This is a genomic window from Pantoea agglomerans (genome assembly GCF_021397715.1).
Lineage (GTDB): Bacteria > Pseudomonadota > Gammaproteobacteria > Enterobacterales > Enterobacteriaceae > Pantoea > Pantoea astica.
Window position 1 is genome coordinate 147,591 of the sequence record NZ_CP090208.1, and the last position, 13,854, is coordinate 161,444.

Annotated in this window: 12 protein-coding genes; 7 read left to right on the forward strand and 5 right to left on the reverse strand. The window is 51.7% G+C overall.

All coding sequences use genetic code 11. The features are described 5' to 3' along the window. The first annotated feature begins 83 nt into the window (after positions 1–83). On the forward strand, positions 84–713 hold the full coding sequence (locus LZU96_RS20410; RefSeq protein ID WP_233988383.1) for a hypothetical protein: 630 nt from the start codon (positions 84–86) through the stop codon (positions 711–713). Between the two features lie 41 nt (positions 714–754). Then, positions 755–1,885 carry a hypothetical protein gene (locus LZU96_RS20415; RefSeq protein ID WP_233988384.1) on the forward strand — a complete coding sequence of 377 codons (1,131 nt, stop codon included), beginning with the start codon at positions 755–757 and terminating at the stop codon, positions 1,883–1,885. A 307-nt stretch (positions 1,886–2,192) separates the two neighbouring features. Here LZU96_RS20415 and LZU96_RS20420 read toward each other — a convergent pair whose 3' ends face one another. Next, positions 2,193–3,536 carry an MFS transporter gene (locus LZU96_RS20420; RefSeq protein WP_233988385.1) on the reverse strand — a complete coding sequence of 448 codons (1,344 nt, stop codon included), beginning with the start codon at positions 3,534–3,536 and terminating at the stop codon, positions 2,193–2,195. A 403-nt stretch (positions 3,537–3,939) separates the two neighbouring features. Then, positions 3,940–5,103, reverse strand: a complete 1,164-nt coding sequence (locus LZU96_RS20425) for a mandelate racemase/muconate lactonizing enzyme family protein (protein WP_233988387.1) — start codon at positions 5,101–5,103, stop codon at positions 3,940–3,942. A gap of 181 nt (positions 5,104–5,284) precedes the next feature. Here LZU96_RS20425 and LZU96_RS20430 point away from each other — a divergent pair, with 181 nt between their 5' ends. Then, positions 5,285–6,211 (forward strand): LysR family transcriptional regulator, encoded by a 927-nt coding sequence (locus LZU96_RS20430; protein ID WP_233988389.1) that lies wholly within the window; start codon positions 5,285–5,287, stop codon positions 6,209–6,211. A 396-nt stretch (positions 6,212–6,607) separates the two neighbouring features. On the opposite strand, the gene yajD is transcribed toward LZU96_RS20430, so the two are convergent. After that, a complete protein-coding gene (gene yajD, locus LZU96_RS20435; RefSeq protein ID WP_233988390.1) occupies positions 6,608–6,955 on the reverse strand; it encodes an HNH nuclease YajD in 348 nt (115 codons plus the stop codon). A 196-nt stretch (positions 6,956–7,151) separates the two neighbouring features. Here yajD and LZU96_RS20440 point away from each other — a divergent pair, with 196 nt between their 5' ends. Then, complete coding sequence (locus LZU96_RS20440; protein ID WP_233988391.1) at positions 7,152–7,691, forward strand: GNAT family N-acetyltransferase; 540 nt, start codon at positions 7,152–7,154, stop codon at positions 7,689–7,691. A gap of 182 nt (positions 7,692–7,873) precedes the next feature. Here LZU96_RS20440 and LZU96_RS20445 read toward each other — a convergent pair whose 3' ends face one another. Beyond that, the gene (locus LZU96_RS20445; protein ID WP_233988392.1) at positions 7,874–8,845 is read right to left on the reverse strand and encodes an NAD(P)H-dependent flavin oxidoreductase; all 972 of its coding nucleotides are present in this window, start codon (positions 8,843–8,845) and stop codon (positions 7,874–7,876) included. Positions 8,846–8,947: 102 nt separating this feature from the next. On the opposite strand from LZU96_RS20445, the gene LZU96_RS20450 reads away from it, so the two are divergent. Beyond that, positions 8,948–9,817, forward strand: a complete 870-nt coding sequence (locus LZU96_RS20450; RefSeq protein ID WP_233988393.1) for a LysR family transcriptional regulator — start codon at positions 8,948–8,950, stop codon at positions 9,815–9,817. On the opposite strand, the gene LZU96_RS20455 is transcribed toward LZU96_RS20450, so the two are convergent. Next, positions 9,775–10,131 (reverse strand): hypothetical protein, encoded by a 357-nt coding sequence (locus tag LZU96_RS20455; protein WP_233988395.1) that lies wholly within the window; start codon positions 10,129–10,131, stop codon positions 9,775–9,777. The genes LZU96_RS20450 and LZU96_RS20455 overlap by 43 nt on opposite strands. 846 nt (positions 10,132–10,977) lie before the next feature. Between LZU96_RS20455 and LZU96_RS20460 the strand changes: the two genes are divergently transcribed. Continuing rightward, entirely contained in the window at positions 10,978–12,159 is a 1,182-nt protein-coding gene (locus tag LZU96_RS20460; protein ID WP_233988396.1) for an OmpP1/FadL family transporter, read from the forward strand. 107 nt (positions 12,160–12,266) lie between these two features. After that, entirely contained in the window at positions 12,267–13,850 is a 1,584-nt protein-coding gene (locus tag LZU96_RS20465; RefSeq protein ID WP_233988397.1) for an arylsulfatase, read from the forward strand. Positions 13,851–13,854 lie beyond the last annotated feature (4 nt).

Here is a 13,854-nt window from a genome sequence, read left to right on the forward strand (position 1 = left end):
ATCCAGCAACATAGACATTCAAGTTTTACATTCGTTATTGATCAGAATGATCTCACTTAAAGAAATAATGTCAGGGCAGCCCAATGAAAGCTCCAATTGAATGTGACGAAGGTATTCTCAGCCTTCTACTCTCAACCGATAAAAAGCATATTGATTATCTGGTTGATGTTTTGACGGATGGCGGTCGAGGGAGGTTAGCACTCTCTACATCGGTTATGAATTTGTTGCTTATGGAAAAAGCCGGAACGGACCCTTATTCCGAAGAGATACTTCGCCAGTTACTTCACGGGTTTCAGACCTATGGTGGTCACAGCATCGCAAACATGCTCCGCAAGGCACCGATACCTTATAAAACAATACTCCGGGATGTACATATAAAACTTAGAGGCTTAGGGACTGAAAGCAAAACGGATCTCAAGCTTGAAAAAGAAATTGTGACTGGGTTATTTGGCAGCGAATGGAAAGATATGCCGGAACATACAAGACTGGATCGCTGCACGGAAATGAACGTTGTCAGTGGCCTATTTAACCTAGGAAAAAGAGTGGAACCGAAGGATACGTCCGGCAATTTTGGCGCGAAGATTTTCAGCAATGTCGCCAGCATTGCGCAAATCTATACGAACTTATCGCAAACCCTTAGCATCGGTGAAGCTTATCGTGTAACGATCCCTTTTGTCGCGCAGTTGGCATATATAAAAATGCTTACTGCATAATAAAGAAATCGCTCAAAAAGTCAAACTCAGATAGGATAATTATGACAACCAACAGTGATAGCGCATTATTGCTCGTCGATGATGATAACTTCCCCGTATTGACGGCGCGTCCGATACCCACAATTGACAGCTTACCCGAGAATACTCTGCGTCTTGATGAGAAGGGTATCTCGCAGTTTAATCAAATGCTGAGCCTCATACCGCAGGCAAGTTCCACGATAGCTGCACATTCCAAACATATTGTGCATTGTAATATAGCGTTCGATCGCCTGATGGTTCGTAAAGATGGTACTGGCAGTCTGGGCATGACGCGGAATGCCGCAAATGGACAAATCACCGAGCATGTCAGTTTGAATCCAGCGGAAAAACTCAAAAGTGTTGTTAATACCGGGCTTCTGCTTAATCTTGCTTCCACCATCGTCGCGCAAAAACACCTTGCAGACATCAATGAAAAGCTCAAAAAAATCGTTGAGGTCGTGAATAAAATCCATGCTTTTCAGCAGGATGAACGTTCAATGAAAATTGCTGCTTTTCATAAAATGCTTTGCCAAGCAGGCACAACCCTTGCTAAAGGAGACGCCGTCAGCGAATTTACACTGCAAACACTGTCCAACAGCAAACAGGATATTCATGGTATTGCGCTACATTTGAAAAAAAATATCGAAACGAGTGCCGAGAAGTTAGGCAGTTTTGACAGCACAAGTCTGTTTGGCTCTAACGATATCCGTAATGACCTAAAAGAGATTATCGACGAACAGTCTCGTCTGTTTAAAGAGTACATTTTCAGTATGCAGTGCCTGATGATGGCAAATCTCATACTTTATTATCAAGACGACCTCCGTCAAGAATTTAAAGATGAAGCGGAGCGGCTTATGAAAGAGATTGCTGCGGTTGGCGGTGTTCAAGATATCTGGAAACAATCGCAGCAGAAAATCACGTTTCAGCTAAGTCGTATGAAACCGCTTTTTGAAAGGGCGGTGAGCACTGAGGCCAATGCGCGTTATGTTGAGATCCATGCAAAAAAATCCGGAGATGCATTAATGTCCGGGACAGCCTTACTCGCGTCACTTAATCAACGGCTTGAACCAATGGCGGTTGGTGCATTGCTGGAGATCGAAAATGGGAAAGTTGTAGGTGGTGTACTGGTTGATGCCGGGCTGTCTGATGCATAAAGCATCAGGTCATTGTATTGAAAGCCGGAAGCAGAAATGCCTCCGGCTTTTTTATTGCCTGTGTAAAAGGGAATCCATGGGCTGAAAGCCGTTGACCTGCTCCCTGTAAATGAATAAGCAGCTTGATTAAAAATTCTTCATCTACTGTCGGAAAACTGCGAGTGTCCGCTTTTCGCTCATAGCGGACGTTCAACACCCCAACCACTTCACGTCTTTGAAACACCCTCTCTGGTTGACATCAAACACAACTGCTCACTCGTTTTTTCGCAGCCTGCGACAGCTCCGCCCTGTTTGCTGCCGTTAGGCGTTAATCCCTGGCTGAAAGCGCGCGGCGTGGTGTCAGGCGAAACGCCTGTCTGACATCCCGTACCTTCTCGCCACGGCCTACCGCCAGCGCAAACAGTACCCCGCCGACGATGGAGAACAGCCCCATCACGCCCCAGGCCAGCGTCATGTCGCTGCCGCCGCCCAGATGTTTAAGATATCCGGCGACCAGCGGCCCGCCAAACTGGCCGATAAAATTACTGCATCCTCCGACAAACGCCACCGCAGGCACCGCTTTGCGGGTAGGCAGGATTTCCGTCAGCCGCACGTAAACCAGCGGCACCAGCATCTTCATGGTCAGTCCGACAAACATGAACAGCGCAATCTGCAACCAGTAGTAAGAGAGCGGAACAAACGCCGCGGCTGATAAGGCGATACCACACAATACGGTTGGGATGGCGGCGTGCAGTCGCCGTTCCTGGTTATAGCGGTCTGAACGGCGGGTGATATACCAGATGCCAACCATGGTCATCAGGAACGGCAGGCCACTGATTAAGCCGACCATAAATTCACTCAGCGTGCCGTAACCTTTCAGGGCCGTGGGCAGCCAGAGCGTAAAGCCGTACGCCAGCATACTGTGCAGCGAATAGCCAATCAGCATCAGCCAGAGCGCCGGTATTTTCAGGATGGTCCACCAGGGATCAGATTTCTCCTGCACATAATCTGACTGCTCCGCCGCCAGCGTTTTCTGCAATTGATCCCGATCTTCACTGCTGAGCCAGCGTGCGGCCTGGATACTTTTAGGCACCAGATAAAACCAGATGAGGCAGAACAGCCAGGCGGGCACGCCTTCAATAATCATCATTACGCGCCAGTTATGGTGTGCCAGGATCCAGCCGGAAATCGGACCGGCCAGAAAGGCGCCCGCGCCCAGACTAAGGTTCCAGATACCAAAAGCACGTCCACGTTCCCGCTTGATAAACCACTGAGCCAGGAACATCGCCGTTGCTGCCTGAATAGGGCCTTCCGTCACGCCCAGCAAAAAGCGAATCGCCACCAGTTCACTGAAGTTACGCGTCAGCCCGGTCAGCATGGCACAGGCACCAAAAAGGAACAGGCTGATACCGATGACGCGTCGCGAGCCAAAGCGCAGCGCCAGCCAGCCCGCAGTAAACTGCGTCGCCACATAGCCCCACGCAAAAGCACCGCCCAGCCAGCCCGCTTCAACGGCGCTCAGCCCCATTTCAGCGGTAATATGCGGCAGCGCCATGCCGATATTGACACGATCAAAAAACGATATGGTGTACATGATAAATACGGCGGGTAATATTATTGTCCAGCGTTTCTTTCCGATAAGTGCATTATCCTTAAAAGCATTATCACTCATGTTAATGTCCTCGTCTGGAGCAGATGTAGGGGAGAGGAAAAGGTGATTAGTTATCCTTTTTAAATAACAGCAACTTTATTTTTTGTATGATTATTTTATGGCGGGTTATGCAACCCAGGCCGGTCGATGTCACCTGAATCGCCCGCCAGATAGTAATAAAAGCGATTTATATTCAGTTAATTATAAATAGAACGTAATTTATTCTTTTCCGTGTCGATAATTCCCCGCCGAGAATAAACAGTGCACAGCAAATACTCGTCACGATCGCAACAAGATAATGTTTGTTCTGGTAAAGAAAGCGATTCAGGAGAATGTCATACCCGCCGGAATATATCGCTTATTTACGCAACGCCCCTTTCAGAATAAAGGGGCGTATCCGGCATCACCACAGCGATATCGGGACTTATTCAGCCAGCGCCCGCATCTCTTTAATCAGATCCGATTTACCTTCAAACCCGATACCCGGCAGTTCAGGCATAATAATGTGCCCCTCTTCCACCTTCACCGAGTCCGGGAAGCCGCCGTAGGGCTGGAACAGATCCGGATAGCTTTCATTACCGCCCAGGCCAAGACCCGCAGCGATGTTCAGCGACATCTGATGACCGCCGTGTGGGATACAGCGTGAGGGTGACCAGCCAAACTGTTGCAGCACGTCCAGAGTGCGCAGATATTCGACCAGGCCATAAGAGAGCGCACAGTCAAACTGCAGATAATCGCGATCCGGCCGCATACCGCCGTAGCGCAGCAGGTTACGCGCATCCTGATGGGAGAACAGGTTTTCACCGGTCGCCATCGGGCCTGGATAAAATTCTGACAGCGACGCCTGCAGAGCATAATCCAGCGGATCGCCCGCTTCTTCATACCAGAAGAGCGGATATTCCCGCAGCATTCTGGCGTAGGCGATAGCGGTTTCCAGATCGAAACGACCATTGGCATCCACCGCGAGACGCGCTTCGCTGCCGATTTCGTCCAGCACTGCTTCAATACGACGGCGATCTTCGTCCAGCGAGGCACCGCCGATCTTCATTTTTACCACGTTATAGCCGCGATTCAGGTAGCCGCGCATCTCCTGCCGCAGGGCGCTCATATCCTTGCCGGGATAATAGTAACCGCCAGCCGCATAGACAAATACGCGCGGGTTGGCTTCCACCCCTTTCATTTCTGCCAGCAGGCGAAACAACGGCTTGTTGGCGATTTTTGCCGTGGCATCCCAGATCGCCATGTCCAGTGTGCCCACGGCGACGGAACGCTCGCCATGACCGCCCGGCTTCTCGTTGCTCATCATGACGTCCCAGATTTTATGCGGGTCCAGGTTGTCGCCTTTGGCATTCAGCAGGCTTTCCTGCTCCGCTTCCAGAATACGATTGCGGAAGCGCTCACGGATCAGGCCACCCTGACCGTAACGGCCATTAGAGTTAAAGCCATATCCCACTATGCGACGGCCGTCGACTTCGACATCAGTCACCACGGCAACCAGGCTGGCCGTCATTTTGCTGAAGTCGATATAGGCATTACGAATCGGTGAGGCAATGGGTTGGGTGATTTCTACTACATCCAGAATACGCATATTTTCTCCGGCAATTTTCGTCAACGATCATTACGCACGACGACCTGCAGTCAATACTGGCTCATGCCGGTTGTTTATTGGCATAATGCATCAGCGTCACGTTCAGGGACGTCAGTGTCTTGTCTGAACTCATCCTAAGCAGTAACGTGCTTTCGTTCTAATGCCAAAGAGGCAGGCTGTAATGCAAAATCGGCATCACCTTGAGTTAACCTGGCTTGAAGACTGCGTTGCACTGGCGCAGACGCTGAATTTCTCCCGCGCGGCCGCTTCACGATATGTGACGCAGCCAGCATTCAGCCGCAGGATTGCTTCGCTGGAAGAGTGGCTTGGCACGCCGATTTTTGAGAGAAACCGGCGTGGCGTCAGCCTGACGCGTGCTGGCGAGATTTTCGTCACGCAGATCCCGGAACTGATTCGCGCGCTCTACACCCTGAGAAGCGAAACCATTGAGGCGGCAGGTGAAACCCGACCTGACGTGGTTTTTTCCGCGACGCACTCCCTGTCGTTTTCATTTTTTCCGGCGCTGATGCGCAACAATGAGAAGATTGCCCGCTTCGGCTCCTTTCGCCTGTTATCTGATACGCTGAGCGCCTGTGAGCGGATGATAGAAAAAGGAGACGCGCAGTTTCTGCTCTGCTATTACCATCCTCATATGCACATCAACCTCGATCAGTCGAAATACCTGAGCGTCCGGCTGGGACGGGAAACCCTGCTCCCCTATTCAAAATGCGATCCCCTCACCCGGCAGCCGCTCTGGCAGGCTTCGGGCGGGAAAAAGTATCCGTTCCTGACCTACTCGGCGGAGTCCGGCCTTGGCCGGATCCTGTCCAATACCTCACAGGTAAACCGGGCCAGACGAGGCATGGATATCGCGTTTACCGCCGATCTTGCCGCGACATTACTGGCGATGGTCCGGGCGGGAGATGGCATCGCCTGGCTGCCGGAAACGCTGGCAGCGCCGGATGTGGATGCCGGCAACCTCGCCGTTGCGGCGGAGAAAGAGAGCGCACTCTGGTTGCCGATTGATATCCGGCTGTTCCGGCCAGCGGCCAGGATGTCGCGGGCGGTAGAGGAGTTGTGGGCGATATTTGTCGATGAACAGATTTAGGCCAGCCGATGATTTGATCGCTGCCGGCACAGACCTTCATGCCAGGCCGATGCGGCATCTTTTTTATTGCGGCCGGAGCGCTACCGTCCTGTTAGCGTCGGAGTGGATCATCCGCGCGTGGAGGCAAAACGGCTCAGGGAGGGGTGACAGGCCGACTTGCCTTCGCTGATTGAGAAAAACGGCTGTGAGCCGGAAATAACCCGCCGCTCAGACCCGCTTATGCTTATCTCCGGGGAATATGCCGCATCCGCTCACTCAAACCAGGCAGCTATCGGCGGCGCTATTTTTACTGAGCAGGCCGAACGTGTTCTGCTTATAACGCACAGCGATCTGTCTCGTTTATTACCTCTTCGCAGCGCTGGCACCCGTTATCCGCCAGCGATGCCCTTACGGCTATTATTTCTTTTTCGTCAGCATCGACTTTAAATCGGCGAACGGGTTGTAAGTGGCTGCGCCGACGTCATCCTGTGCATCTTCACCTGCCACCACCCGGGTACCGTAAAGATCGGCTTCGGTGTATTTAGAGTGCTCATGGTCGTGACAATAAAGGCACAATAACTCCCAGTTGCTGCCATCTTCCGGGTTATTGGTGTGGTCGTGGTCGATATGGTGAACCGTTAATTCGCGCAGGTTCGAATAGACAAATTCCCGTGAGCAGCGTCCACACACCCACGGATAGATTTTTAATGCTTTTTCACGGTAGCCGCTTTCCAGCCGCGAATAGTTTTTTGGGATCAGTGCCATTGCCGATGTTACCTGTGATGAAGTGATAATCCTGCCTTTGATATCAGCAGGCCAGTCTGCTAAACAGGGTACATCAAGTCAGAAATTATGTCCGCATTTCGCAGCAGCGGAGCGAAGATGAGATGGCTCCGCCTGACTCTGCGCCGTCTGAGCACTGCCCTCTCAGCATCTTTTTTTAATAACAGAAGGAGGAAGCATGACGCCATTGATTGAAACGACCCGGCTGATCCTGAAACCTCTTGAGCGTAGTGACGCCGGGGCTATTCAGGCAGTTTTCCCGCAGTGGGAAATTGTGCGCTATCTGACCGCGGCGGTGCCCTGGCCCTATCCTGAAGGTGCCGCACAGCATTACGTCGACAATGTGGCCTTACCGGCCATCGCGCAGGGACAGGGATGGAGCTGGACCCTCCGGCGTCGGGAAAATCCTGATGAACTGATCGGCCTGATCGAGTTGCGTGATGTCGAAAATGATAACCGCGGTTTCTGGCTGGTGCCGGAATGGCAGAGGAATGGCTTTATGACGGAAGCCTGTCAGGCCGTCAACGATTTCTGGTTCAAGACGCTGGGCCGGGAGGTGATGAGAGTGCCGAAAGCAGCGATAAACGAAGGTTCCGTCATGATCTCACGTCATTCCGGGATGCGGCTCATTCAGACCGGCAAAAAAGAGTATGTTGCAGGTCTGCTTGATTATCAGCTGTGGGAAATAACCCGTGAAGAGTGGTGCCAAAGGCAATAGTTCTGCCTTTTCTCCTCTGCGCCCTACGGGTGGCAGGCACAGCAGAGTTAGCGACGCAGGGTGGCGCTGAATGCATTAATCGCGGTTTATCAGCCCGCCTCAACGCTGACCGCGGACCTCATCCGCTTCCCCCTCAGCCGCCTCATCCTCCCAGACGTCACCTGCTCGCGTTAACGGCAGCCTTAATGCTGTGACTGTTTAAAATCCTGCATCAGGTCAGAAACAATCTCCGCCGCCGGACGAATGGATTTGATCACGGAAATACCGGTACCGGTGGAGACGATGCCCTGGTCAAAATTGCCAAGCCTCATGGCCTGCCACAGTGAGTGGTAACCGTTCATCGCCTTAAACATGGCTTCACGATCGGTGCCCTGCGCGTCCAGTTCCGCCAGCGCAGGACTCAGATCGGTCGGTAAGGTACGGTAATAAGCTGGCAGCGTGCGGAACAGCAGCAAATCCTCCGCCGTGGAGTCGACAATCAGGCGTTTGACCTTGTCAGCAGCGGGATTCTCTTCCGCCGTCAAAAACAGGCTACCCGCATAAACACCCTCCGCGCCAAGAGCCAGTGCAGCACGCACGCCGCGGACATCGCCAATACCGCCCGCCGCGATGACCGGAACGTTGACGCTATCCGCGATCATCGGAACGATGCTGAAGGTCCCGATTACCCGGCTCGGCACGGTGCCCCCTTCGTCAAAGCCGGTGGCGATGATGATGTCCGCTCCTAATCGCTCGGCCTCTTTTGAATTTGCAACCGTGGGCGTCAGCGCGCGATAAAGAATTTTAATGCCGTGGCTTTTTAAGAAATCAAAAATTTCAGCTTCCAGCAGCTCATTGATCAGCACCACTTCCACGCCTTCTTCAACCAGCATTTCTGCGGTGGGCCGCCAGAACCCCATATCCGGGCCGTTGAGCACGGTAGTGGCAAAGGGTTTGCTGGTCAGCTTTTTAACTTTTCTGATCTCTTCCCGCATGCGATCCAGTGCCACATAACGCGAGCCCGGCAGGGTTTCCTGTCCGGCGTGAGGCCCGAGCGTACCCAGCCCGCCAGCATTGGAAACCGCAGCAACCAGTTCCGCATTGGTCAGGAAATACAACGGTGCCTGAATAAGGGGAAAGCGAATTTTCAGGATTTGAGTGACACGGTTATTCATTTTTGCTCCTGCAGAAAAATTACACAGGCAAAATGTTACGCTTTACATAATGGAATGGAATCGCCAAAAATAGAAACCTGATGCCCATATATGGAAAGAACAATGGATTTCAACGCAACGAAATTGTTCATTGCCGTGGTAAATGCCGGCAGCTTTTCTGCCGCCAGCGACAGGATGGGGATACCGATCTCCACGTTAAGCCGGAAAATTAATGAGCTTGAGCAGGCCCTGAATGTCCAGTTGCTGGAACGCTCACGACAAGGGGTTAAACCCACCCATCGGGGACAGCAATTTTTCGAGCAGGCCCGTCTGGGCGTCGAACTGCTGGAGGATGCGCAAAAGTCTGTCACCTCTGCCCACACGCTACAGGGCAAATTGCGCCTCTCTGTTCCGCCTGAGTTCTCGCTTTGGTGGGATTTACTGATCGCATTTCAGCAACGTTATCCTGATATCACCCTGTTCTGTCACTCCAGCGAAAGGGTGGTTGATTTGTTCGAGGATGGCATCGATGTGGCGCTGAGAATGGGCGATTTAAAAACTGATGAAGTGATCGCTAAACCCGTCATGAATATGGAAACGGTGTTTGTCGCCAGCCCAGCGTTGCTGGCGCGTCACGGTACGCCTGAGACGCTGGAAGAAATGGTCCGGCTTCCGATTGCCGCGTGGGAAACGCTGAATCGTGGTTTTTTTGAATGGAACGCGGGATCGGAAAAAGTAAAATACGCGCCCTTCTTTACCACCAATAATGTACAGGGATTACTGCATTATGCGCTGCAGGGAATGGGTGTCGCAAAGCTGCTGAACATTTCCGTGCGGCCCTGGCTGGAAAGCGGTGAACTGATAGAGCTGTTACCGGGGATAGCCACGCAAAGCCTCCCGCTGCATCTGGTCTATGCCCGCCATAAACATCCGTCAACCCTGGTGCGAGCCTATCTGGATTTTTGTACAGAATGGACGGAAAAGCTGAAGTAAGTGATAGCAAAATGCGGTGTTCCGATCTCTGCATGCTGAGTGATTACGATAACGACGATGGTGAGCAGGCATTGAAGCGGCGGCTGGTGAAAGCAATCCGTTTTGCAGAAGACCCGTTTAACCGCCGCTGAAAATGGCGCAGCTTCGCTTGAGCTCAGGCCGGAAGATCGCCGAAAACCGGCCGGATTAAACGGTCCGGACTGAGCCTGTTCAGATGGGGATGACTTGCCGAGGATTTCCCGACGCACGATGTCCGCGCCCGCACTTAACGCGGCCAGTTTACCGCTGACGACCTGAAGGGCCAGCGGCACCATCCCGGAATCTCATCACCTTTCCAGCATGATTGCGGGCGCTGGCAAAAGGAAGTTGACGTACAGAGGTGAGAGAAATAACCAGAGTTGCAATTTCGCGTGCAAATGCTGAGAAGCAGGTCTGGCCCATGCTCCTGTCATGCTCATTAAGCGGTCAGAAGTTGACTACTGTCTTTCATGGCGTCGACAGTGATACAGGCTTCGGGCGGAGGGAATATCGCGACGCTCTTTATTAGTCGGCATAGCGTGAAAAAGCAAATTAATTATTTTCAATGCTGGCACTGCCTTATTTATTTGGCTTTACATCCCTCAGGTGTAAGTCATTAAACGGCTCAAGCCTGCTTAAAGCGTCTCACTAATGGAGAATCCATCGCAATGATGGCGAAAATCCTAAAATCCAACGCGCGTCAAAATATCTTAACGTATTGATATGAAAGTTTTTTTAGGAAATTTCCAGCTTCAGCGATTTCACATTCTAACAAAAAATCAAGTAGATACAGATAGATAGAGATATTCAGTTAAATGAAAACAACCAGATGGAGATAATTTGCATCGGATCAAAAAAATGGTTACTGGCTGCACTGGTCCGTTAGTTTTAGGTTGATAACTCAAAAAAAATAGTTACTTTATTCATCAAAGTGTTAATAAAAATCGCTATGCCATTGGGCTATGTTGGAATCTGAAACTTTCCAGGCCCTTCCCCTTCCGGGTCTTTTTGTTTTGCTGCCAGAGATTAATTGAATTTTTTACAGGACCACTTGCCGTTTAAATGTCAGCGATCAAGAGATCACTGAAATATTTTATGACGCCTGTGTTCACCTGTCCTTAACCCTGTTTAAGAGAAAACTCATGCGCAAAATAATAGCCCTGGCCGTTTTATTTAATGTTTCGTCAGCATGCGCAAGCGGACTCTATCTTTATGAAATAGGTACTGATGATATAGGCCTGGCCGGTGCAGGTCAGGCGGCACGCGCCCAGGATGCCTCCACCCTGTTTACCAATCCTGCGGGCATGACAATGCTGCCTGATAAAATGCTGACGATGGGTGCGCAGGCCCTGTATGGCGATGCCCCTTATCATCTGGACGATGATGCTCTTCTCAATGGTAAAAGCCCCGGCAATGTCATTGGCTGGTTTCCCGGTGGTAGCGCTTTCTACACCCAGCGGCTATCGCCGACCCTCAGTGCCGGCGTAGGTTTTTACGGCAACTACGGGCTGGGTCTGCATTTTGGTGACTGGGCCGGGGAAAATTTGATCAAAGACAGTACGCTACTGGCGGTAACCCTGATGCCTGCGCTGGCCTGGCAACTCAACGATGCCTTTTCACTCGGGGCCGGTGTCGGAATCAATTATGGCCTGCTAAAAATCAAGCGCGCCCGTGGCGACGAACTCTCCGATCACGACTGGGCTCTCAACGGGAAGATCGGTGCGCTGTGGCAGTTTACGCCGCAAACGCGGGCCGGATTAACCTATACCAGCCGGACAAATTATCATTTCAACGTTAACACCACCGTCCGGTTAGACCAGCTTAATAACGCCCCATCCTGGACACTACCGATCGCGGCCACCGTCAATACGCCTCAGCAGATGATGCTGAGCCTGTTTCATCAGCTGAACGATCGCTGGGCAGTAATGGGTGATGCAGGATGGCAGGACTGGAGCGATTACAGCAACAGTGAAATCAGCGTGGCGGGTAACCAGGTGGGCGACAATGGACGCCTGCGTGATACCTGGCACCTCGCACTCGGCACTCAATTCAGACTCACTTCTGACTGGACGCTGAATACCGGCGTTGCCTTCGACAGCAGCTTCTACCGCAATCAGCAGGATACCTCCCTGACCATGCCTTCCGGCGATACCTGGCGCTGGGGCCTGGGCGCACGTTACCAGCTTGATCCTGCCAGCAGTATCGGCGCCGCCTTTGAATACGCCCATATTGACTCGTCACAGGTTTCATCGCCGCTAATTAAAGGGGGATATGACAATCCAGCACTCTATTTCTTTGGCATCAATTACAGCCGGACATTCTGACCCGGCATAACAAGGAGGCATCCGGACAATACATCATTTTTACGATCTGTACGGACGGGCGAAATCTATGCCTTTCCAATGAGAGCCCACTTATCTGGAGCACAGAAATGTCAAAAGTGCCATTTTGCAAATCGCTGCTCGCCTCAATGTTGTCTGTTGCTTGTTGTGCAACCAGCGCTTATGCAGCCCCGGCAAGTAATAGCCCGACGGCGCCGGAGCAAAACAATCAGAAACCCAATATCGTGGTTATCTTCGGTGATGATATTGGTTACTGGAATCTCAGTACCTACAACCAGGGCATGCTGGGATATCAAACGCCCAATATCGACAGCATTGCGGCTGAAGGTGCCAAATTTACCTCTTATTATGCTGAACAGAGTTCCACGGCTGGCCGCTCATCGTTTATCACTGGCCAGATGCCCTTCCGCACCGGGATGAGTAAAGTCGGTATGCCTGGCGCGCCACAAGGGTTGCAGAAAGAAGATCCCACCATTGCCAGTATTCTCAAGCAGCTGGGTTATGCGACCGGCCAGTTCGGGAAGAACCACCTTGGCGATCGCAACGAGTTTCTTCCTACCGCGCATGGGTTCGATGAATTTATGGGGAATCTTTACCATCTGAACGCGGAAGAAGAACCAGAGAACCCGGATTATCCGAAAGACCCGGAATATAAAAAACAGTTTGGCCCGCGTGGCGTCATTAAGTCTTCTGCCGACGGGAAAATTGAGGATACCGGCCCGCTGAATGTCAAACGTATGGAAACGGTGGATGAGGAAACACTGGCGGCAAACAATGACTTTATGGAAAGACAGGTAAAGGCGAATAAGCCGTTTTTCACCTGGTACAACACCACGCGTATGCATAACAAGACTCACATCAAACCGGCTGATAAAGGCGTAACCGGATTGGGTGACTATGCAGACGGCATGGTGGAACATGACAAAATAATCGGTGAAGTGCTGAAGAAAATTAAAGATCTCGGCATAGAAGACAACACCATTGTGGTTTACACCACGGATAACGGCCCGATGACGGCGACCTGGCCCGATGCCGGCATCACCCCGTTCCGCGGTGAGAAAAATACCGGCTGGGAAGGCGGTTTCCGCGTACCGGCGATGGTGAAATGGCCAGGACATATCAAGCCCGGAACCCTGATCAACGACATCTTCGGCAGTAATGACTGGTTCCCGACCCTGGTGGCCGCAGCGGGCGTGCCGGACATCAAGCAGCAGTTACTGAAAGGCTATAAAACCAGTGCCATGACCTACAAAGTGCATCTTGATGGCTATAACCAGCTTGATTTCATTACCGGTAAAACTCAGGAAGATCCGCGCAAAGAGTTCTTCTACTGGAGTGATGACGGCGATCTGCTGGCGATGCGTTACGGGCGCTGGAAAGCACACTTTATGATTCAGGAACGTTCAGGCATGGATGTGTGGAAATATCCATTCGTGAAACTGCGTGTACCGTTGATCTTTGACCTGAAAATTGATCCGCTGGAAAAAGGGACCGATGGCATGGATTACAACCACTGGTTCTACGATCGTCTGTTCCTGCTGGGCGGTGCGCAAAAATACGCTGCTGAAATGCTGCAGAGCTTCAAAGAGTTTCCGCCACGTCAGAAACCGGGTTCATTCACCGTGTCTGATGTGTCGAAACTGATTGAGGAAGGCAGTCCGGCTACCAACTGATGCT

Excerpts from the sequence above, each read along its gene's own strand:
- yajD (WP_233988390.1), bottom strand. The coding sequence starts at position 6,955 with ATGGCACTGATCCCAAAAAACTATTCGCGGCTGGAAAGCGGCTACCGT.
- LZU96_RS20455 (WP_233988395.1), bottom strand. The coding sequence starts at position 10,131 with ATGGTGCCGCTGGCCCTTCAGGTCGTCAGCGGTAAACTGGCCGCGTTA.
- LZU96_RS20465 (WP_233988397.1), top strand. The coding sequence starts at position 12,267 with ATGTCAAAAGTGCCATTTTGCAAATCGCTGCTCGCCTCAATGTTGTCT.
- LZU96_RS20440 (WP_233988391.1), top strand. The coding sequence starts at position 7,152 with ATGACGCCATTGATTGAAACGACCCGGCTGATCCTGAAACCTCTTGAG.
- LZU96_RS20420 (WP_233988385.1), bottom strand. The coding sequence starts at position 3,536 with ATGAGTGATAATGCTTTTAAGGATAATGCACTTATCGGAAAGAAACGC.
- LZU96_RS20430 (WP_233988389.1), top strand. The coding sequence starts at position 5,285 with ATGCAAAATCGGCATCACCTTGAGTTAACCTGGCTTGAAGACTGCGTT.
- LZU96_RS20445 (WP_233988392.1), bottom strand. The coding sequence starts at position 8,845 with ATGAATAACCGTGTCACTCAAATCCTGAAAATTCGCTTTCCCCTTATT.
- LZU96_RS20460 (WP_233988396.1), top strand. The coding sequence starts at position 10,978 with ATGCGCAAAATAATAGCCCTGGCCGTTTTATTTAATGTTTCGTCAGCA.
- LZU96_RS20415 (WP_233988384.1), top strand. The coding sequence starts at position 755 with ATGACAACCAACAGTGATAGCGCATTATTGCTCGTCGATGATGATAAC.
- LZU96_RS20410 (WP_233988383.1), top strand. The coding sequence starts at position 84 with ATGAAAGCTCCAATTGAATGTGACGAAGGTATTCTCAGCCTTCTACTC.
- LZU96_RS20450 (WP_233988393.1), top strand. The coding sequence starts at position 8,948 with ATGGATTTCAACGCAACGAAATTGTTCATTGCCGTGGTAAATGCCGGC.
- LZU96_RS20425 (WP_233988387.1), bottom strand. The coding sequence starts at position 5,103 with ATGCGTATTCTGGATGTAGTAGAAATCACCCAACCCATTGCCTCACCG.